We start from the raw sequence: 21,119 nt of genomic DNA, 5'->3' as shown, positions 1-21,119 counted from the left end.
TTATAATAGATATTCATTATGAAATCTTAATGTATTTTGCATGCCAATTATAATCACTCCTATAATTGCCACTTTTTCTAAAATATTCAGTGGTTGGAGTTGGAAATTATCTATAACGTTAGCATTATCGTTAGTTATTATGTTCTTTATTTCTGATTTTCTCCGTAGATATTTTGATTTATATTAACATTTATTTAATAAATAGCGAAAAAATTAATAAAATAATTTTCATAAATAATATTAATATAGATTATAATTTCTTATGAATAATTTTCTCTATAAAATTAATGAATCATTTTTTATAACAATTATATTTTTTCTATTATATGTTTTTCAATGGAAATTTATTGGTTATAGTTGGAAAGATTCTATAAACAAATCATTAGATATAAGCTTTATGTACTTTTTTGTTTGCTTATCATTTAAATATGCTAATTTATATAACTTTTAAAATAATATTTTGCATTTTAATATATACATAGTGTATTTATTATTTGTACAGCATTTTTATTTATATAATTCTAAATTATGTTGACATCTTAAAAAAGGAAATGATAAACATTTACGTGTATCATGATGATACGTTTTATAAACAGCTAATAACAGCAAAAAGGAGAATAAAAATGGGTAGTTCAACTACAATATATGACACACACGGTTCAATAGCTTACGCGGGAGGATGCAATACTGGTGATTATACCCCAACAAATGAAACAGTGATCATAGGCGGTGGAGCATCAGGAACATCTATCACATATATGAATGTTACAGCTCAGAAAAGCGCTCAAACAGCAGCACTTACAAGTCTTTACAATGCAGGCAAGGCTTACAAAAAGTAAGCTAAAGAGGCGTTATTTTAATTCGTAAAAAATAACCAAACAAGATATCTCTGAAGTTAGTAACATGATAAGCATGTATTTGATAAATATATCAAAATAAATGTCTATATCTATGGATAAAAAATACATCAGAGATATCTATTTTTTGTAATGGATATTTATTATAAAATCTTGTAATCATTATTTCAAGTTTTAACTTATTATGACAGGTTTTATCTATAAAATTAATTAATCATTAATAATGACAATTATCTTTTTTATCATATATTTTTTTAATTAAAATTTATTAATTATATTCTATAAACAAATCATTAGATATAAGCTTTATGTACTTTTTTCTTATCAAGAAAATATACTAATTTACATCAATTTTTAAAATAATATTTCGTATTTTTAATATATACATAACGCATTTATTGCTCATACAGTGTTTTTATTGCTATAATTCAAAATTATGTTTGACATCTTTAAAAGAGAAGTGATAAGTCTTTGTATGTATCATCGTGATACGATTTTTAAAACAGCTAATAATAGCAAAATAAAGGAAAACAAAAATGGGTAGTTCAACTACAACATATGACGCACACGGTTCAACAGGTTACGGGGGAGGATCTAATGTTGGTGATTATACCCCAACAAATGAAACAGTGGTCATAGGCGGTGGAGCATCAGGAACATCTGTCACATATCTAAATGTTATAGTTCCGGGCTTACCTGGAATAGAAGCACTTACAGGTCTCTTAAATACATTTAACGGGTTAAAATTGTAAGCTAAAAGGGTGTTATTTTAATTCATAGAAAATAACTAAGCAAGATATCTCTGAAGTTAATAGCATGATAAGCATGTATTTATAAATATAGCAAAATAAATGTCTATATCTATGGATAAAAAATACATCAGAGGTATCTATTTTTTATAATATTTACACATTTTAGGTTTGATTTTTATAATAGATATTTATCATAAATTCCTAGAAACATTATTTAAAACAACTGAATTTGGATTGTTAATTATAGTTATTTTGGAATTTAAGTAATATAATATTAAAATTATTATCCATTTAATTATATATATTTCTATTTTTGTTATTTTTTATAAACATTGGTTACAAATAAAAAATATCTACAATAAATGAATTTATTCTTTTTGCAAAAAAAGCGCACAAAAAACATTTAAATCGCTAAACCTGTGTCATCACAATATTCGCACTTTTGGGATAGATTTACAAATGACACCCGTAACCTACAAACGCCCTCATCCCATCTATCTTTAATTTCTTTATTCGTTTATAAAAAGCTCTATATAACAATATGCTCTTTTTGTATTTTATACAATTTACATCTTTTTATGATGATATACTTTGTGGCATTTAAGCATCCTAAAACAGCATAAAAATCCCCTCTTAAATACGAACGCATCAGATTTGAAAAATTAACTATTTCAATATTTGTAATTTCGTCTAATCTCAAAATGAAAAGCTTATTGGGAATAACTCTGCCAAAAAACACAAAAATATAATGGCTGATTTTTCCAAATAATAAATAAGGAGAGGGAACATATGTCTGAAAAAATCTATCCAATACCAGATAATATCAAAAAAAATGCTCTGATCGATGAAGAAACTTACCACCAATGGTATCGAGAAAGCATCAATGATCCAGAAAGCTTTTGGGCAAAACACGGTCAACGCATTGAATGGTTTAAACCTTATACAAAAGTAAAAAATACTTCATTTAATGGAGATATATCAATTCAATGGTACGAGGATGGAATAACAAATGTTGCCTATAATTGCGTTGACCGCCATTTAAAAAACCATGGTGATAAAATTGCCCTTATTTGGGAAGCAGATAACCCTTATCATGATAAAAAAATAACCTATAAAGAGCTTTATCAACATGTTTGTCGTTTTGCCAATATCTTAAAGAACCACGGTATAAAAAAAGGTGACAAGGTTACCATTTACCTCCCCATGATCCCCGAAGCAGCCTATGCCATGCTCGCCTGTGCCCGCATTGGCGCCATTCATTCAGTCATTTTTGCAGGTTTTTCTTCTGAAGCAATAGCACAACGTCTTGTTGATTGTGAATCAACCTTCATCATTACTGCCGATCAAGGCTTACGTGGAGGAAAACAGATAAACTTAAAAGAGACCGTTGATCATGCTATTGAAATAGCAACCCACCAGAATGTGCATGTCAATCAAGTCATGGTCATACGGCGCACCAGTGGAACAATTCATTGGGTAGAGGGACGTGATTTTTGGTACCATGAAGAAATACCTCATACCAAAACAGATTGCCCTGTGGAAGAAATGAGCGCTGAAGATCCTCTATTTATTCTTTACACCTCAGGTTCAACAGGCAAACCCAAAGGTGTTGTACATACAACAGCAGGCTATCTCGTTTATGTATCGATGACACATCAATATGTTTTTGATTATCATCCTCATGAAATTTACTGGTGCACTGCCGATATTGGCTGGATTACTGGTCATTCGTATTTGGTTTATGGACCTCTATGCAACGGTGCTACCACTCTAATGTTTGAAGGAACACCAACCTTTCCCGACAAAGGCAGATTCTGGGAAATTGTCGACAAACACAAAGTAAATACGCTCTACACAGCACCAACTGCTATTCGTGCCTTAATGGGTGCAGGAAATTCATTTGTCGAACGCTCGACAAGAGCATCCTTGCGCCTTTTAGGCACCGTAGGTGAACCCATTAATCCAGAAGCATGGGAATGGTTTCACCATACGGTGGGAGACGACAGATGTCCCATTCTCGATACATGGTGGCAAACAGAAACAGGAGGACATATGATCACTCCCCTCCCCGGTGCCACAAACTTGAAAGCAGGCTCAGCCACACGTCCTTTCTTTGGAGTACAACTCCAAATCATAGACGCTGAAGGAAATATTTTAGAAGGAGAAGCAGAAGGCAATCTCTGCATTATTGACTCATGGCCCGGACAAATGCGCACACTCTATAATGACCATGCACGCTTTATTGAAACGTATTTTTCATCCTATAAAGGGAAATATTTTACAGGCGATGGGTGTAGGCGTGACAGCGATGGCTATTATTGGATTACAGGACGGGTTGACGACATTCTCAATGTCTCTGGACACAGGCTAGGAACAGCTGAAATTGAATCAGCGCTTGTTCTACATCCTGCTGTTTCAGAAGCAGCAATTGTCGGTTACCCTCATCCCATTAAAGGACAAGGAATTTACAGTTTTGTCACCTTAATGGAAGGCACAACCTCAAGTGAAGCATTGCAAGAAGAGCTGATTAAACATGTCAGAAAAGAAATCGGCTCCATTGCCATATTGGATAAAATTCAGTTTGCCCCTCAACTACCCAAAACACGATCAGGAAAAATTATGAGACGCATTTTGCGAAAAATCGCCGAAAATGATTTTGGTAATCTAGGAGATATTTCAACCCTTGCCGAACCACAAGTCGTTGATGATCTTATTGCCAATCGCCAAAATAGAAAAGCCATTGCTTAACGCAAAACACCAATGGTGGCTTTAGCCTTCCTACTAAAATTATCTCGGCATTCTTACTAAAGTCACCAAGAAAGGGTGAAAAAGAAAACATTCAGAATTTTGGAGTATGAATTCTACAAAAACTTGAAGAAAGAAAAACACCAGCAAACGAAAAAGATCACTGCTAAAGCGACAAAACTCGAACGAAAGCCTTCATGTTTCTGCTAGAAACACCTTGGAATTCCTGCTAAAATCATAAATAAAGGTAAAATAAGGAGATATAACGATCAACAATATTCTTACAAGCAATATTTCTCAATAAAAAATGAGAAATTGTGAAAGAAAAAATATTGAAAACTGTAAAGTATAAACCGAACAAAAACCTAGAGTAATGGGAGCAAAAATCCTTACAATGGTGCAATATAAAAGCAGAAGTGGTAACGAAAAGTGATTCATTTTGAGAATGTCGGTCTGCGCTACGGAATGGGCCCTGAAGTCCTTCGTGATATTAGCTTTCATATTCCTCCTGGATCATTTCAATTTCTCACAGGCGCCTCTGGAGCAGGTAAGACATCGTTGATGCGTCTTATGTTTTTGGCACTCAAACCAACCCGCGGTCATATTGATCTGTTTGGAAACGATACAGCATTGCTTAAACGACAAGAACTTCCCGCATTACGACAACGTATCGGTGTCGTTTTTCAAGATTTCCGTCTTCTCGATCACATGACAACTTACGAAAATGTCTCTTTACCTTTACGCATTAAAGGGCAAGAAGAAGCAACGTATCGCAGCGAAGTGGAAGATCTTCTCTGTTGGGTAGGCCTTGGAGACCATATTCATGTTTTACCACCGGTTCTTTCTGGCGGAGAAAAACAAAGAGTAGCCATTGCGCGTGCACTCATTGACCAACCTGAAATCCTGCTTGCCGATGAACCAACAGGAAATGTTGATCCACCTTTGGCAAAACGCCTGCTCCGCTTGTTTATAGAATTAAACCGTTTTGGAACGGCTGTCATCATTGCCACCCACGATATTGCACTGATGGAACAAGTCGCAGCACGGCGTATGCTTCTCCATAACGGACGGATGACAATTCATGAATAAGTCTTTCCCTATTTTTACAAGCAATCAAAAAAACGCAACAGCTATTATTCCCAGCAGCAACATTTCTGGTCAAGCACTTGTTGCAGTGATTGCTATTATGACATTTCTCTCAAGCCTCACATTAATCGGTGTTGATTTGGTACAGCGTGCTGCTAACAGTTGGAGCAATCAAATCAGCTATGAAGCAACCATTCAAATACGTCCCATTGACAATGTTGATATCGAAACAGCCCTTCGTGATGCGGTTAAATTGGTTAAAACATTTCATGGTGTACAAGATGCCACCATTGTTGATCAAACAGCTACGGAAAAATTGCTCGAACCATGGCTTGGAACGGGATTAAGCTTAAATGAACTGCCTCTTCCCCGCCTTATCATCGTAACACTGAAAGAGAATGAAGAAATCAATTTTCGTGCAATCAATGACGCCATTAAAACACAAATTCCAGGAGGCCAGTTTGATGATCACCGTGTTTGGGTGAATCGTTTTTCAACAATGGCACATACAACAGTTTTTATTGGCTTTTCAATTTTAACATTGGTTCTAGCCTCACTGATACTCACAATCATCTTTGCCACACGCAATGCGCTGGCAGAGAATGCCCATATTATCAATGTCTTATATTTTCTAGGCACGGAAACCCTTTTCATTGCACGACAATTCGATTGGCATTTTTTTAAAACTGCACTACGCGGAGCGTTATACGGTGGTATCACAAGCGCATTTCTATTTGCTGCTTTTACCTTGTGGACCAACTATAACCTAGGAAGAGTGGAAACCAGCCAAATAACCGCTTTGTTTGGATATATTTCTATAAGTTCTCTTCCCTATGGAAAAATCATTGCTCTTATTTTTTTCGTTTCTTTTCTTACCACGCTTACAAACCGAATAACTATTCTGGCACAGCTAAAAAAAATAGATCAATGTGAAAACGGCTTATTTTAATTTTTATAACTTACGACTCATATAATTCCAAATCATGACGCAAAGTAATTTAGAGCACCCTCAGCAGAAACGTAAAAATCTATGGTATCTTTGCTACTTGTTGCGCTATTTCCCACCAACAGCACTTGCCCTTTTAATGGTCATACTCCTCTTTTGTGTCGGTTTTGTAGTTTTTTCTGAAAAAACCGAACGACTTCAACCACCAAATCCCTTGCCAAAAGCAGATGCAATCATCGTTCTTACAGGAGGAGAAAAACGTATAGAAGCAGGACTAAAACTCTTACAAAAGGGGCTTGGTTCGCGACTATTAATCAGTGGAGTCAACATAACAACTAATCTCAAGAATTTCATGTACAGCGCGCATATCACTTCACAGCTCTTTACCTGTTGCGTTGACATCGGATATAAAGCGATTAACACAAAAGGCAATGCCAAAGAAAGCGCTGATTGGATCAAAAAAAACCGCTACCAAAAAGTTTATATCGTCACCCATGATTACCATATGTGGCGCTCTCTGCGTGAGCTTAAATATCTCATACCTGATGTCGATTTCATTGCTTATCCTGTTAAAAAGAGCGGCAATGAAAGCACAATACAACAGATCAATCAAATACGCATTCTGTTATTCCAATATATCAAAACAATCGATGTCTATATTAGAACTTTATTTTAATCTTTGCGCACTGATTTTCTAAAATTTTCCAAAAAGCTCTTCGCACCATAAGCTTTTTCTACACAACCGGTCACTACATCACTAATACTACTCTCTTCATACCAATTCCTTCTAAAACCAGTTTTTGTACAAAAATTTAAAATCATTGCCCAAAACAAAAAGTGCACCACCCCCCCACATAAATTTTACCTACAATAGCTTGTGCACAGGATAATATGGATCCTTCTTAGAAGGCATAAAATTTCTAAAGATAATAATTTCTGATAGAGCATAAATATGAGCTCCACGTAACCGTACTACCCACAACCAATAAAATGGCTGCAAGAGAATTAAAAAATCATGTATGGAAAACTCATGGAGATTACTTCATACACTTCTCATCACCACAATAACGAGCAACAGAAAAAACACTCACTCACCCGCCGTGCCTACTCGTTATTTCGTTAAAGCAGGTATTCCGTACAGCATCCTTACCTTCTTGATCAATGCCTCTTTTTACAAATGTTTTTACCTCGTATAACACATCAAACAACCATACCCCCCCTGCGCACACTTCATGACGCTTAATCGCGTGAGAGAGCAACAACAGGATCAAGCCGTGAAGCCTGCCGCGCAGGCGAAAAGCCAAAACACACTCCGATAAGAGTTGAAAAGAAAAGGGACATAACGATAGAATCAATCGTATAAATCAAGTGGATAGGTGCCTTAAACAGCAAAAACAAACCACCGATAGAAAGTCCAAATAGAACCCCAATACCACCACCAATCACACAAACTAAAATCGCTTCAATGAGAAACTGCTGTAAAATATCACTTTGACGTGCACCAACTGCCATACGCACGCCAATTTCATTGATACGTTCCGAAACAGTAACCAACATAATATTCATCACCCCAATACCACCGACAATCAGTGAAATAGCTGCAATTGAAGAGACTAAAAGCGTTAAGATATGTGTGCTTTCCATGATGCGTTCACGGAAGAATTCTGAATTTCTGATAAAGAAATCTTCACCACCATGCCGCATAGTAAGAAAACGCTGTACCATCTTCTCTGCCAAATGTGAATCAACATGATCGGCAACCTTAACCGTAATTGCACGAACCTGCGTTGTTCCAAGAAAACGTGTTTGCACTGTCGTATAAGGCAAATAAATCTGCAACGTACTTGCCACCCCTCCATTTGCATGATTTTGCGGATCCACAACACCAACAATGCGCGCTGGAACCTGCCCCACATGAACCACTTTCCCAAGAGGACTTTCACGGCTATGGGGGAAAAGAACAGAAAGCGCTTCTTTTTCAACCACAAGATCAACCGCCCGATCATGCACACTTTTCTGATCAAACAACTGCCCTTTGATAGCGTTAAGCCCCTGTGTCTGAAAGAATTGTTCCCCCACCCCCATAATGACAGCATTGACTTCTACTGCACCAAAACGCACTGTCGAGTTTGCTGAAATCTGAGGTGTCACGCCAGAAATATAAGGTAAATTTGAGAGAGCTTCTGCATCAGCCTCAACCAAACTGGTTATTTTTCCTGCTTGTGGATCAGAAAAACTTTTTCCAGGTAAAATTGTCAATGTATTAGAGCCCAAGCTCTTAAAATTTTCCATAATTTTTTCTCGTGTGCCATTTCCTAAAGCCACCATAGCAATAATTGCACCAATACCGATAATTACCCCAAGCATTGTTAAAAAAGTTCGCATCCTATGCGCATTCATTGCTAACAAAGCCATAATAAAGGCTTCACGAAACCGCTCAGCAAAAGAACGAAAAGCACCAAGCAATTGTTCACCTTTTAGATTTTGATTCTCCTGAAAAGGTTCACTATCAGTTTTTGTTTTTGCACCCACAGCTTTTGTTTTTGTGCCCTTTGACACCTTATCGGCAACAATTTCTCCATCGCTGATTTCAATAATACGATTTGCTCTTTCAGCCACCTGCATATCATGGGTTACAATGATAATAGTGCGCCCCTCTTTATGAAGCTCATCCAAAATACGCAATACTTCTTGGCCACTCTGTTTATCTAATGCACCGGTTGGCTCATCTGCGAGAATAACCTCTGCATTATTCATCAACGCCCGAGCAATAGACACACGTTGTTGCTGACCACCGGAAAGTTGGTTTGGACGATGATCCATCCGATTGCCCATTCCCAAGCGCGTTAACAAGTCTTGTGCACGTTGTCTTCTTGTCGCAACAGGAAACCCTGCATAAATAGCTGGAATTTCGACATTACCAAGAGCTGTCAATTCATTCAACAAATGATAACGCTGGAAAATAAATCCAAAATGATTGCGCCGCAAAGCCGACAATTCATCAGCAGCAAGGGAGGCTGTTTCTTTATCTGAAATCCAATAGCGCCCAGAGGTTGGTCGATCAAGGCAGCCTAAAATATTCATCAAGGTGGATTTTCCTGAACCAGAAGCTCCCACAATCGCTACCATTTCACCGCGCTTAATGGTTAGATTAATGTCTTTCAAAACAGTGACAAATGTGTCGCCGGCAGGAAACTTGCGCACAATATTTTCTAAAACAAGGACAGCATCTGCTTTCATGCTTTAGCTCTCATCTTCACTATGTTCATCAGGAATATCTGGCATTACCCCATCGCGCGAACCGGTAATGACGACATCACCCTCATTAAGGCCTGAAACAATCTCTGCTACAACTTTGTTATTAAGCCCAACAGTCACCTGTTTTGCAACCACCTTATTTTTCCCTACTAAAAGAGAAACCCATGCTTTATGCTCTTTTGTTTCATCACGTAAAGCATCACTTGGAACCAACAAAACATTTTGAGCACGCCCTAAGATAATATGAACTTGTGCAGTCATATAAGTACGCAAAAAATTATCCGCATTATCGACATGCACAATACCGTTATAATAGATAGCCGATGATGCCAGAGAACCAGAACCTCCGAGCACACCAGGATTGATACTCACATCAGCACGAATTGATTCAGGTGCCGGCTCTACTCTTTCTAGAGTTCCCTCATAACGACGCTGCGAATTGCCCAAAACGGTAAAATAGAGTGGTTGTCCAGCACGCACTTTAAGAATATCAGCTTCTGAGATTTGCGCTTTGACAGTCATCTTTGACAAATCGCCTAAAATAACAATCGTCGGAGCCGACTGAACGGCATTGACATTCTGCCCTTCTTCTACAACCGTTGCTAACACTGTGCCCGCTGAAGGAGCAGTCACCCTCGTATAACCTAAATTGACTTCTGCACTGTCCACATCAATTTGTGCTTGTACAATCTGCTGCCGAAGCTGAGCAATTTGCGCCGCGCGTATTTTCACTTGTGTTGCAGCATCATCGAAATTAGCCCGTGAAATTGCATGTGATTCGATCATTTTTTTCTGACGCTCTAAATTTTTCTGCGCAAGAGAGAGATAAGCTTCTTGTTCTACCAAACTCGCATAATAATGGGATAATGCTGCTTTTTTTCTTTTCAGATCATTTTCTTGATCTGTAGGATCAATTTCTGCCAAAAGATCCCCTTCTTTCACAACACTGCCTGGGAAAACGCGCATTGAAACTACTCGCCCTGTTGCACGTGCACCAACAGCTACCAACCGATAAGGACGCACAAGACCAGAAGCCAAAACACTTTCCTCGATATCACCACGCTTCACCACTGCTGTCATATAAACCGGTGATGATGTTCCCCAAAAAACAGAACGAAGCCATAAAAAAAAGAGGAGAAGAAGGATACCAGTTAAAAATAAAGAAAGTTTTTTGTGTTTTGTAATGAAATTTTTTATAAAACTTTTTTTCATTGCCCTACTCTCGTATGCGAACGCGGTGCACCATCAACAACTTCCGAACGTGAAACATCAACCACGCCATCCCAACCACCACCTAATGCCTTCATCAAGGTAATATATTGAGTAACCAAAGAAACACGGCTATCTTTAAGCGCCATTTGCGAAGAATAATAGGAACGATTAGCATTTAACAATTCAAGGAAGCTGATATTTCCATTTTCAAAGAGACTCCGTGAAAGCTTTAATGAATGGAGAGACGCTTTATTTGCAACAATAAGCTTTTCTAATCGCTGGTGCTCTTTTGTCAATCTTACAAGCGCATTTTCCACGTCTTCCAGAGCTCCTAATACAGCCGCCCGATAAGTAATAAAAGCTTGATCGCGCTGTGCACGTGCTACCGCCACAGACGCCACAACCTGCCCTCCATTAAAGAAAGGAAAACGAAGCCCCGGTCCAAAAGACCATCCGATCGTTGAATTTTTCCATAATTGATCTATTGCCGTTGCTACTGTCGAAATATTCCCAGTTAAAGAAAGAGAGGGATAGCGATCAGCTTCACGCTGACCAATGCGTGCTGTCGCTTGAGCATATTGGCGTTCTGCCCGTCGTAAATCCGGACGTGTCAACAAAATATCAGCTGGAATTCCCGCTGGTATTGGCCATTTTGGCTGCGGAATCTTTGCGTGCTTAGCATTCTTTTGCAAAAGATCCTTCAAAGCCATAGGCACATGACCAGTTAAAACGGAAAGGCGATGAATGCTCATCGCTAAATTCGCTTCCATTTGTGAAATATCTGCTTCTGTATTTGCCATTTGTGCTTGGGCATTTGAAACATCAAGCTCAGATATATCACCAGCCTTCAATTTGGCACGCATTAATTCATATGTTTTACGCTGGGATAAAGCAATCTGCCGCACAATCAACAATTTCTGTTGCCAACCACGCACTTGAACATAATTTGTTGCCACATCTCCCAACAGCGTCACCATTGTTGCGCGCATATCTTCCACAGCCGCGTCAAGACCATAACGTGCTGCTTCTACCGCCCGCTTACGCCCACCAAAAAAATCAAGTTCCCAACTTGCATCAAAACCACTACGATATTGACTGAAGAACGCATCAGATTGCTCAGAACTACTACGCGTTCCTGAGATTGAATTTGACACACTAGGCAAAAGAGATCCCACAGCTTGTCCTAAACCAGCCCGCGCTTCACGAACCCGTGCTTTGGCAACGGCAACACTATTATTTCCAGAAATCGCATAATTCATTAACGCATTCAAAACAGGGTCATTTAAACGCCGCCACCATCCTGCAAGCACATCCGCACGCCCAGACGTCTGTGCAGACTGCTCCCCCCAAACTGCTGGAACACGAAAAGTTGTCTTATGGTAATTAGGACCAACCATACATCCTGATAATATAAAAAAACACAACAAAACACTATAAAGCAATCTGTTAGAAACAACCCACTTGCTGATATGCATCTAGTCTCCCGTATTTCTCCAGAATCAATTATTAATACTTTATTTACCTCTTATTTCAAACTTGACGTGAAAAATCAAATATAGTTTGTACTGGAACATGATCTGAAGGCTGATTCCACCCCCGTGCAACACGAAAAACCGCAAGATCCGCCACAAAAGGAACGAGATCTGGAGAAGACCAAATATGGTCAAGCCGCCGCCCACGATTAGCAAGCGCCCAATCACGTGCACGATAACTCCACCATGTATAAAGCTTGGTAGGAATGGGAATATGCATACGCATCAAATCAACCCACCCACCTTGGCAACACAAAGCCTGTAAACGCTCAGTTTCAATGGGTGTATGGCTTACAACCTTCAACAATTGCTGATGAGACCAAACATCCTCTGCCAAAGGCGCAATATTCAAATCACCCACCAAAAGAGAAGAAAGACCATCTCCCTGATCAGCTCGAATGGAAGACATTTCTTCTAAAAAATCAAGTTTATGACGGAACTTTTCATTTACATCGGCGTCAGGAACATCACCCCCAGCGGGAACATAGAAATTATGAATCCTCACATTTCTTCCATAGGCTTCAACAATAACCGAAATGTAACGGCAATCTTCCTTTTGACAAAAGGAACGCTTTTCAACACTCTTGAAAGGCAAACGCGATACAATCGCTACACCGTTGTAAGATTTTTGTCCGCTCAATGCGATATGCTTATATCCAGCCGCTTCAAAAGCCTCAACTGGAAATAAAGCATCTGGACATTTTGTCTCCTGTAGACACAAAACATCTGCCGCAAAGATATCCAAATACTGAAAAACCTGCGTAAGACGCAAACGAATAGAATTAATATTCCAAGTCGCAATACGAAAGAACATTCGTTTCAATTCCGATATTATAACAGTGCACTATTTTTTTGAGGGAAGCGTGAACATCCCATCAGCAAACCTAACGCCCGTCCGTACATTCATGATTTGAACAGTGGTTTCCAGATTTTGTTGATCAACAATTGTCCACTGCCGTAAAGCAGTGCTTTTAGAATCAAACACCATCCTTATTTGCCCTGCTCCAATGCTTTTATCCCGCAGAACAATCGTCACCGCTCCTGGATCTTCACGAAATGCTAATAAACGCCCTGTTGAAACATTAATTTTATCATCCAACAAAAACTTCATTGGCGTTTGAAAAAGCTGTGAGAAATTCCAAGTATTCAGAGCACGATTGTTAATTCCAACAAACTGGCCATCTGCAATGATCTGTAAAGGTAATTTTTTATAAATAAAACGAATCTTTCCTGGACGCTCTAAATAAAATGTCCCTTGAGACATCTTTCCTTTTGGGCTAAATTGAATAAAATCACCTGTCATTGTTTTAATCGCTGCAAAGCGATTGACAACATTCTGCGCCCTTACCACTTGTTGGGATGATTGTGAAACAGCAGGAAAAGTTAAGCTCCCAAAAACAATAATTCCAAGAAATGCAAAGACTTTTCTCCGCAGTAAAAAAAACGTTTTCATAAAAAAATGCTCCCAAGCGATACGGTTTTACCTTGCAATAAAACAACGAATGATAAATAAATACCCTCCTTTAAAAGAGAAAGATATTTTTTGAAAAACTATCAAAAGATTTTTATTTCAAAAGACATCAAAGTCTCTCATGTACCTGCGTGATTTGCAACATTAAGAATACCTTCTTCTTCCATCCACCAAATCAACGAAGCAGCACGATTACAGTCAACATTTAAAAGGAAAAGTAAAATATCTCACAAAATAATAATTCCTGGAACGTAGTACTCTCTTTTAGAGGTAAAAAACGTTTCCAATATATTTACTTTTAATATAAACAACAGATGATAAATAAATATTCTTCTCTAAAATTGTGAAAAAAACGCCAAAGATTTCATTTTAAAAATGTTCTTCTTCCGCAGGTACCAAAATTTCCCGTTTACCCGCATGATTGGCTGGACTAATGATACCTTCTTCTTCCATCCGTTCAATCAAGGAAGCAGCACGATTATAGCCAATACCTAAACGGCGTTGAATGTAAGAGGTGGAAGCCTTACGATCACGCAGAACAACAGCAACAGCTTGACTATAGGGATCATCTGCTGAAGGAGAAATCAAAGAAGTATCTGTATCATTTTCTGAAATGTCCTGCGTAATGGTTTCCAAATAATCGGGCCGTGCTTGCGCTTTGAGATGCACCACAACCTGCTCAACTTCGTCATCAGCCACAAAAGGTCCATGAACTCGCTGAATACGCCCTCCTCCCATCATGAAGAGCATATCTCCTTGTCCCAACAACTGCTCAGCTCCCTGTTCACCAAGAATTGTCCGGCTATCAATTTTTGAACTTACAGAAAAAGAAATACGTGTAGGAAAATTAGCTTTTATCGTTCCAGTGATCACATCCACCGAAGGACGTTGTGTCGCCATAATCACATGAATACCAGCGGCACGCGCCATTTGCGCTAAGCGCTGCACAGCCCCTTCAATATCTTTACCGGCAACCATCATCAAATCAGCCATTTCATCAATAATGACAACAATATAGGGCATAGGACTCAAATCGAGAGTTTCTGTTTCGTAAAGCGGCTCTCCGGTCTCGTGATCAAACCCAACTTGAACTGTACGAGTTATTGTTTCCCCCTGATTTTCTGCTTCTTTGAGACGCGCATTAAATCCATCAATATTGCGGACACCAACTTTTGACATTTTGCTGTATCGCTCTTCCATTTCACGAACAGCCCACTTAAGCGCAATGACCGCTTTTTTAGGATCTGTTACCACAGGTGTTAACAAATGGGGAATGCCATCATAAACTGAAAGTTCAAGCATTTTGGGATCCACCATGATGAGACGACATTGATCAGGTGTCATACGATAAAGAAGCGATAAAATCATCGTATTAATGGCGACAGATTTTCCCGATCCCGTTGTACCTGCCACCAGAAGATGCGGCATTTTTGCTAAATCTGCGATAACCGTTTCACCCCCTATAGTCTTGCCCAAAGCAAGCCCTAGTTTTGCTTTACTCTCAACAAATTCCTGCGCTTGCAAAATTTCTCGTAAATAAACCATCTCACGCGTTGCATTGGGCAATTCTATTCCAATCACATTACGCCCTGGAACCACAGCAACACGCGCTGAAATCGCACGCATCGAACGCGCAATATCATCTGCCAAACCAATAATACGGGAAGACTTAATACCAGCTGCCGGTTCAAATTCATACAAAGTCACCACCGGACCAGGACGTGCATCAATAATTTTTCCCTTCACTCCAAAATCTAACAAAACACCTTCAAGTTCCTGTGAATTTGCTCTTAAGGCAGCAGGAGAAAGCTTTGCATCTCTTACTGCCGGTGGAGAAACCGAAAGATAATCCAAAAGTGGAAGAAGAAAACCATCTTTTGAAGAAGCCTTTAACGGCTTAAAAACACGGCCTTTCAAGGGAGAAACCGGCGCCTTATCTTGCTTTTCTTGATCTTTCATTTTTTCATCAAGAAAAACCGGTTCAATCCGATCAAATGACTTTCCTTGTCTCTTAAAGCGACTTTTGAAGAAGAAAAAACGAAAAAATCGTGCTTGTAAAAAATAAAAAAGGTGTAAAATGGCGCCAAAAGTCGTAGCAAAAAAACCGTGTTGTGCTCTATCTGTAAAATCTTCTTCATCTTCTAACTCATCGAAAACTGGATTCACATTTTCTATTTTTTCTATTTTCTGAATATTTTTTGTTTTCCTTTTATTTTTTTTGCGTCGCCACACCACATTACCCGCAAAAGCAGCCATTAAAAAACTTAAAAGAATAAGAGCCACACCCAAAAGCACATTTTGAAATGGAGAAAGAAAAGCAGGAAAGATTAAATAAGCAGCACTTAAAACTTTATCCCCTAGAACTCCCCCCAAGCCCATCGGCAATGGCCAATACGTAAAAGGAATAATAGGGGTCATAAGAGCAAAAGAAACTAAAAAACAAACTGTTGACCCCCCCCACAGAAAAAGACGAAAAAACAAATTATGTATATCTTTTTGTGCAAGCAAAAGAAACGACCAAAATAATGGCGGCAATAAAATACCAAGACTTGCCAAACCAAAAAACTGCATGACAAAATCTGAGAAAATTGCACCCGGCCACCCCATAAAGTTTGTAACCCTATTTGCACTTGCATGCGTTAATGACGGATCTGCAATATTCCAAGTTGCCAAAGCGAAAACGCAAAAAATAATGAAACCCAAAATCCCAAGCCCAATGAAAACACCAATCTGGCGTAAAAACATTTCAATAAGCCGTGAACTATAAGATTTCTGCACTTCTAATGAATCATAAGGGGAAGAACTTTGGTGCATTCATAAATTCCAAATACAAAACCTTTGCATTAAAGAGTTACAAGATTATAATCAAAAAATATTAACACAGTTTTAACCATCATAATTATAACAATCTTCTTATAATATGATATAAAAGGTGTTATTGAAGAAAGATACCTTTTTCGTTTAAGAATGAAAAAACTGCAAATAATGGAACGAAGCGTTGTGCATTCCGATCCCAATAAAAGTGTGAAATCTAAGAGAAATCTACAATCCAATAAAAATATAAGACAATGTGATCTCCTTATTGCAGGCGGTGCAGCTGTTGGCCTTACGCTGGCAATAGCGCTCAAACAAGCAGCCCCTGAACTGAAAATTAATATCGTCGATGCTGCTTCTCAAGAAGAACTTCCCACTTCCAATATACGAGCTCTCGCCCTCGCTGCTGCTTCTATTCGTATGTTAAAACAATTACAATGTTGGAAACATATAAAACCCTATACCCAACCCATTCATTCAATGATCATAACAGATGCATGCACAGATGATCCTGTCAAACCAACTCTTTTAACCTTTGAAGGAGATATCACTCCCAACGAACCCTTTGCTGCTATGGTAGAACAAAGAAAACTCATGAATGCTTTAAAAAAGCGTGTACAAGATCTGGATATTAATTTCATTGCAAATATGCGTGTCGTTGATTTTCATCAAGAAACACAACACACAACTGTCACATTAAGCAATGAAGAAATATGGCAAACAAAATTACTGATTGCGGCCGACGGAGCGCATTCTCAATTACGCGAAAAAGCAGGCCTTAAAAACTTTTCTCATCCCTATAAACAAACAGCAATCATTTGCACAATTGAACATGAAAAACCCCATCATGGCCAAGCAATTCAACATTTTTTACCTGCCGGACCTTTCGCTCTTCTTCCTCTCAAAGGCAATCGATCCGCCATCGTATGGAATGAACACCATAACACTGCGCAATATTACCTCAAAACTGACGCTCTTATTTTTGAAACAGAACTCGAAAAACGCATCGGTCATCAACTAGGAAAACTTTCTTGGAATGGGGAACGCCAAGCTTTTCCCTTGAGCCTTTCTTTAACACGTCAATGTATTAAACCCCGTTTTGCTCTCATTGGCGATGCTGCCCACACAATCCACCCCCTTGCAGGACAAGGACTCAATTTAGGACTACGCGACAGCGCCGCACTCGCTGAAGTCATTATCGAAACAGCACGGTTGGGTCTTGATATCGGATCACTCATTGCTTTGGAGCGCTATCAACGCTGGAGACGTTTTGAAATTGTACGTATGACCTTGAGTAATGACTGGTTGAACAAACTTTTTTCTAATGATAATCTCCTTTTGCGAATGCTCCGCGATGTCGGACTTGGAATTGTCAATCAAACACCAAAAATGAAAAAGTATTTCATTCAGGAAGCCTCCGGAATCACTCCAAATGCTCCACGTCTGTTACAGGGGCTCCCTCTCTAAGAAAAAATATACCCTTGCGTTTTTTGCAATCTATGAACGAGAATCCCTTTAATTAAGATAACCTTTTTGCTCACTTTCATGTACCAAGATTTTGGTAAATTCCAACTCTTAAACGCTATCAAAGGCGGAGGCGTTTTATGATATGATAAAAAGTTATCCCGTAACCTAGTTCATAATACAAAAAGGACCCATTATGTAGTCGAGCTTATAATAAGTAAGTAAAACAAAAACCACCAAACAAACTGTAACCTAATGTTTTTAAGTAACAGAGAATTTATCTAATCAATAACTTTTTAAAAATTTAAAAACCTAATATTCAGTGCATCGGAAATGCATATCAAATGAAAAAATCGTTTAAAATAATTGAAATATCCCAACAGACATCTACAAACAAGATGAGTTGTGCATTGCATCTACCACCTACGACACACTCAAAGAAAACAAACAGAAGCTTGAAAAGTGCTTAATCTTTTAACCTTCAACGCACTCTTTATTCCTTGACGTACACAATAAATTTTGGGTGACAAACAGCAAACGTATCACAACCCCCTCTAAAAACAAAAAGGCCAAAACCAACACCCATCACAGAGAGATTCTGTTTTCCACTCTCCAATCTACCCCATAAAAATGACAAGAAAATAAGGCTTATACCTAAAGCCTCATAAGAGAAATCTCAAGCAAAAATCCATAAAAGCCCTCAAATTGCTATTCTACAAATCAACATTATAAGCATATAAGATGCAGGCATGAAACAACCAATCAGTTTATAAAAAAAATCTGTCGTTTTACAATTTAAATGAAAACTCAAAATATCTTAAGATTTTCTCATTTCAAATTTTCTTATGATGCATCATCACAAAACTATTGGCTTGCACATAACAATGAGGAATAACATGCGGATAAAAATCTTTTAAGAAAAGGAGTAACAATGCCTTTTGTAAACCATCTTAATGCAAAAGCAGTCACAACATTTCAAGCTAGCAAGATGCCAACTTGTTACAACAATACACTCCTTACAGTTAAACAAACTCTTTGCACTGTCATATATAACTGTGTTCAAGCACCTTAGCACATTATTGACACATTAGACTGACGCATTAGTTTGGTGTTTTGATTCATCACATTACCAGACAACACACTGCTTGAGTTCATATTTCTTGATATCTTCGTATCTTGCGAATATTGCACATGTTATGTTACTTCTAGTTCTTCAAGCGCATAACCATTCTCCAACCATTCTTTAATCCACTTAGGTTTACGCCCACGCCCATTCCATAATTCCCACTGGTTATTGGGATTTCTATAATGGCGCTCTTTACTTATAAGATCAGCGATATCAATTCCATGCGCATTGGCAATTTCAAGAATTTTACGCCGTGCATTCTGCTTCTCTCTTGCTTGCCGTTTTCTCAATTCTGCATCGATTTGAATGCGCATTTCCTGTAGTTCATCAAGATTCATGTTTTTGAGATCATTCACCTTATTACTCCCCTTGCAAAAAAGAATTATGTTTCGCCATATTTTTAACACAATTATATACGAATTCCGTCTTCATTATTATCGAAACTAAAATTACGAAAAGTATATCACTTTCACGGAGTTGTGCTTTGAACAACGAAGGATCACTTGTTGGTGTCTCTTTTGTCACTACAGCACCCTATTTCAGTTTGGTTCCTGAAATTGGTAATCGGAGTGTAAAAGACCCATTGCACCCTTCCGACTCTCTGAGAACAGCAGTCGAAAGTGAGTATAAATCGCAACTGTATAAATTATGGCAATCATTAAAAAAGAACAAGCCCTCTATGCATAACAACAGTGCACTTTGTTCTAACAATAAGAAGCACTGTCATATACAACCGGTTTCTGCTTCATATCAGCTATACTCTGAAACAGTGAAATCTACAGAATATTACATTAAGTCACCAGTCGCAATGCACCAACAGAAAGAGCCATGGTTTAGATTCAATCTCTCTTTTTATAATAGCAGTGATCGTAGCATCGGTCGGTCTAATATATCCCGTTTCCTTTTGCCTGTTTACAAAGTTGAGCGGATGTTGGCATATATCAAAAATGTCTTCAGAAAGAACAAAATCTATAGTCATAAAAAACAAGATTTTGGGCTGTCCAATCTGACTCTGCAAATCTATGGTAGTTCAGTGTGGAGACAGTTGGAGAATCTGTACAGCACTCGCGTTTCTATCTGTAAATTTTTTTGTTATCGGGTGTACTGCTAATGACTATTCCAAACTTCATGATGCTCTTAGCCACATGCGCACCCACTATTCATCCCACGACATTTCCAGCCGTTGTTATGCAAAAATCACAGGATTATATCTATGTGATAGGATTCAACGATTGTCACAAACTCTCACATCAACCTTCTACGTTTCAAGAAGAAATCGCAACGGCTGAAAAACTTATGCATAACTGTCATAATTTTGACATAAGTTTAGGACAAATTAATGTCAATAATTTGGAATTGGTTTGTACATCTTATTCTGATTTATTTGATCCATGCAAAAACCTCAAAGCTGCACAAGTTATTCTGACTTACTGCTATAAACAAGCAGTGTCAAAGTACAGCTTTGAAAGAACTGCACTGCAAGCAGCGTTAAGCTATTACAAAACAAGAAATTTCAACGGCGGTTTTAGTACCGCCTCTGTGCAAAAAGTTTCTTCGCATACCGGAGTGAAAGTTCCTACACTTGTAGGTGAAGAGTTGCAAGAAACTCTACAACTTCATACGAAAGGACAAGAACATATAATCGAGACAGAACCTCTTCTACCCTCCTCAGAAGAACCGGCAGATGTATTTACACATAAGGCAAGTGGTGTTCGTGATGCCTTTACAGCAGAAGATCCCTCTTCATTAGAAAAGCAACAGGAGTAATTATACCTGCTTTTACAAATGAGAACTGCAATTTTGATAGGATACAATAATGAAAAGTAGATAAAGGAATATTAAAGCTCTAATTAGTA

At 38.3% G+C, this 21,119-nt stretch carries 15 protein-coding genes; 8 read left to right on the top strand and 7 right to left on the bottom strand.

Features of this window, described 5'->3' with window-relative positions:
• Window positions 1–623 precede the first annotated feature (623 nt).
• From LBE40_RS08025 to LBE40_RS08000, 6 genes are all read left to right on the top strand, one after another.
• A complete protein-coding gene (locus tag LBE40_RS08025) occupies window positions 624–839 on the top strand; it encodes a hypothetical protein (protein WP_252615190.1) in 216 nt (71 codons plus the stop codon).
• A 554-nt stretch (window positions 840–1,393) separates the two neighbouring features.
• Window positions 1,394–1,609, top strand: a complete 216-nt coding sequence (locus tag LBE40_RS08020; protein ID WP_252615189.1) for a hypothetical protein — start codon at window positions 1,394–1,396, stop codon at window positions 1,607–1,609.
• 789 nt (window positions 1,610–2,398) lie between these two features.
• A complete protein-coding gene (gene acs, locus LBE40_RS08015) occupies window positions 2,399–4,357 on the top strand; it encodes an acetate--CoA ligase (protein WP_004857837.1) in 1,959 nt (652 codons plus the stop codon).
• A gap of 426 nt (window positions 4,358–4,783) precedes the next feature.
• Window positions 4,784–5,443, top strand: coding sequence for a cell division ATP-binding protein FtsE (gene ftsE / locus LBE40_RS08010; RefSeq protein ID WP_004857838.1), 660 nt, complete (start codon window positions 4,784–4,786; stop codon window positions 5,441–5,443).
• A complete protein-coding gene (locus LBE40_RS08005; protein WP_004857840.1) occupies window positions 5,436–6,389 on the top strand; it encodes a cell division protein FtsX in 954 nt (317 codons plus the stop codon). The genes ftsE and LBE40_RS08005 overlap by 8 nt, the downstream gene beginning before the upstream one ends.
• A 34-nt stretch (window positions 6,390–6,423) precedes the next feature.
• Window positions 6,424–7,062 carry a YdcF family protein gene (locus tag LBE40_RS08000; RefSeq protein ID WP_004857842.1) on the top strand — a complete coding sequence of 213 codons (639 nt, stop codon included), beginning with the start codon at window positions 6,424–6,426 and terminating at the stop codon, window positions 7,060–7,062.
• Between the two features lie 563 nt (window positions 7,063–7,625).
• Here LBE40_RS08000 and LBE40_RS07995 read toward each other — a convergent pair.
• The 6 genes from LBE40_RS07995 to LBE40_RS07970 all read right to left on the bottom strand — a co-directional run bounded on the left by LBE40_RS07995 (window position 7,626) and on the right by LBE40_RS07970 (window position 16,673).
• Entirely contained in the window at window positions 7,626–9,626 is a 2,001-nt protein-coding gene (locus LBE40_RS07995) for a MacB family efflux pump subunit (protein WP_004857844.1), read from the bottom strand.
• Between the two features lie 3 nt (window positions 9,627–9,629).
• Window positions 9,630–10,856, bottom strand: a complete 1,227-nt coding sequence (locus LBE40_RS07990) for an efflux RND transporter periplasmic adaptor subunit (protein WP_004857846.1) — start codon at window positions 10,854–10,856, stop codon at window positions 9,630–9,632.
• Entirely contained in the window at window positions 10,853–12,331 is a 1,479-nt protein-coding gene (locus LBE40_RS07985; protein ID WP_004857847.1) for an efflux transporter outer membrane subunit, read from the bottom strand. The genes LBE40_RS07990 and LBE40_RS07985 overlap by 4 nt, the downstream gene beginning before the upstream one ends.
• Window positions 12,332–12,386: 55 nt before the next feature.
• Window positions 12,387–13,202, bottom strand: coding sequence for an exodeoxyribonuclease III (locus tag LBE40_RS07980; protein WP_004857849.1), 816 nt, complete (start codon window positions 13,200–13,202; stop codon window positions 12,387–12,389).
• A 30-nt stretch (window positions 13,203–13,232) separates the two neighbouring features.
• Window positions 13,233–13,841 (bottom strand): LolA family protein, encoded by a 609-nt coding sequence (locus tag LBE40_RS07975; RefSeq protein ID WP_004857851.1) that lies wholly within the window; start codon window positions 13,839–13,841, stop codon window positions 13,233–13,235.
• A 387-nt stretch (window positions 13,842–14,228) separates the two neighbouring features.
• The gene (locus LBE40_RS07970; protein ID WP_004857853.1) at window positions 14,229–16,673 is read right to left on the bottom strand and encodes an FtsK/SpoIIIE family DNA translocase; all 2,445 of its coding nucleotides are present in this window, start codon (window positions 16,671–16,673) and stop codon (window positions 14,229–14,231) included.
• 186 nt (window positions 16,674–16,859) lie between these two features.
• On the opposite strand from LBE40_RS07970, the gene LBE40_RS07965 reads away from it, so the two are divergent.
• Window positions 16,860–18,140, top strand: a complete 1,281-nt coding sequence (locus LBE40_RS07965; RefSeq protein WP_004857855.1) for a ubiquinone biosynthesis hydroxylase — start codon at window positions 16,860–16,862, stop codon at window positions 18,138–18,140.
• Between the two features lie 1,191 nt (window positions 18,141–19,331).
• Here LBE40_RS07965 and LBE40_RS07960 read toward each other — a convergent pair.
• The gene (locus LBE40_RS07960) at window positions 19,332–19,619 is read right to left on the bottom strand and encodes an H-NS histone family protein (protein WP_004857858.1); all 288 of its coding nucleotides are present in this window, start codon (window positions 19,617–19,619) and stop codon (window positions 19,332–19,334) included.
• Window positions 19,620–20,373: 754 nt separating this feature from the next.
• Between LBE40_RS07960 and LBE40_RS07955 the strand changes: the two genes are divergently transcribed.
• Window positions 20,374–21,030 carry a lytic transglycosylase domain-containing protein gene (locus tag LBE40_RS07955; protein ID WP_004857861.1) on the top strand — a complete coding sequence of 219 codons (657 nt, stop codon included), beginning with the start codon at window positions 20,374–20,376 and terminating at the stop codon, window positions 21,028–21,030.
• Window positions 21,031–21,119: the final 89 nt, after the last annotated feature.

The sequence above is a fragment of the Bartonella taylorii genome (genome assembly GCF_023920105.1).
Classification (GTDB): Bacteria; Pseudomonadota; Alphaproteobacteria; order Rhizobiales; family Rhizobiaceae; genus Bartonella; species Bartonella taylorii.
Note: the sequence above shows the minus strand (reverse complement) of the source record. Positions and strands in the feature narration are given on the sequence as shown.

Bases quoted from the DNA above. Each gene is read 5' to 3' on its own strand.
- LBE40_RS08025 (WP_252615190.1), top strand. From the start codon at position 624: ATGGGTAGTTCAACTACAATATATGACACACACGGTTCAATAGCTTAC.
- LBE40_RS08020 (WP_252615189.1), top strand. From the start codon at position 1,394: ATGGGTAGTTCAACTACAACATATGACGCACACGGTTCAACAGGTTAC.
- acs (WP_004857837.1), top strand. From the start codon at position 2,399: ATGTCTGAAAAAATCTATCCAATACCAGATAATATCAAAAAAAATGCT.
- LBE40_RS08005 (WP_004857840.1), top strand. From the start codon at position 5,436: ATGAATAAGTCTTTCCCTATTTTTACAAGCAATCAAAAAAACGCAACA.
- LBE40_RS08000 (WP_004857842.1), top strand. From the start codon at position 6,424: ATGACGCAAAGTAATTTAGAGCACCCTCAGCAGAAACGTAAAAATCTA.
- LBE40_RS07995 (WP_004857844.1), bottom strand. From the start codon at position 9,626: ATGAAAGCAGATGCTGTCCTTGTTTTAGAAAATATTGTGCGCAAGTTT.
- LBE40_RS07990 (WP_004857846.1), bottom strand. From the start codon at position 10,856: ATGAAAAAAAGTTTTATAAAAAATTTCATTACAAAACACAAAAAACTT.
- LBE40_RS07985 (WP_004857847.1), bottom strand. From the start codon at position 12,331: ATGCATATCAGCAAGTGGGTTGTTTCTAACAGATTGCTTTATAGTGTT.
- LBE40_RS07980 (WP_004857849.1), bottom strand. From the start codon at position 13,202: ATGTTCTTTCGTATTGCGACTTGGAATATTAATTCTATTCGTTTGCGT.
- LBE40_RS07975 (WP_004857851.1), bottom strand. From the start codon at position 13,841: ATGAAAACGTTTTTTTTACTGCGGAGAAAAGTCTTTGCATTTCTTGGA.
- LBE40_RS07970 (WP_004857853.1), bottom strand. From the start codon at position 16,673: ATGCACCAAAGTTCTTCCCCTTATGATTCATTAGAAGTGCAGAAATCT.
- LBE40_RS07955 (WP_004857861.1), top strand. From the start codon at position 20,374: ATGACTATTCCAAACTTCATGATGCTCTTAGCCACATGCGCACCCACT.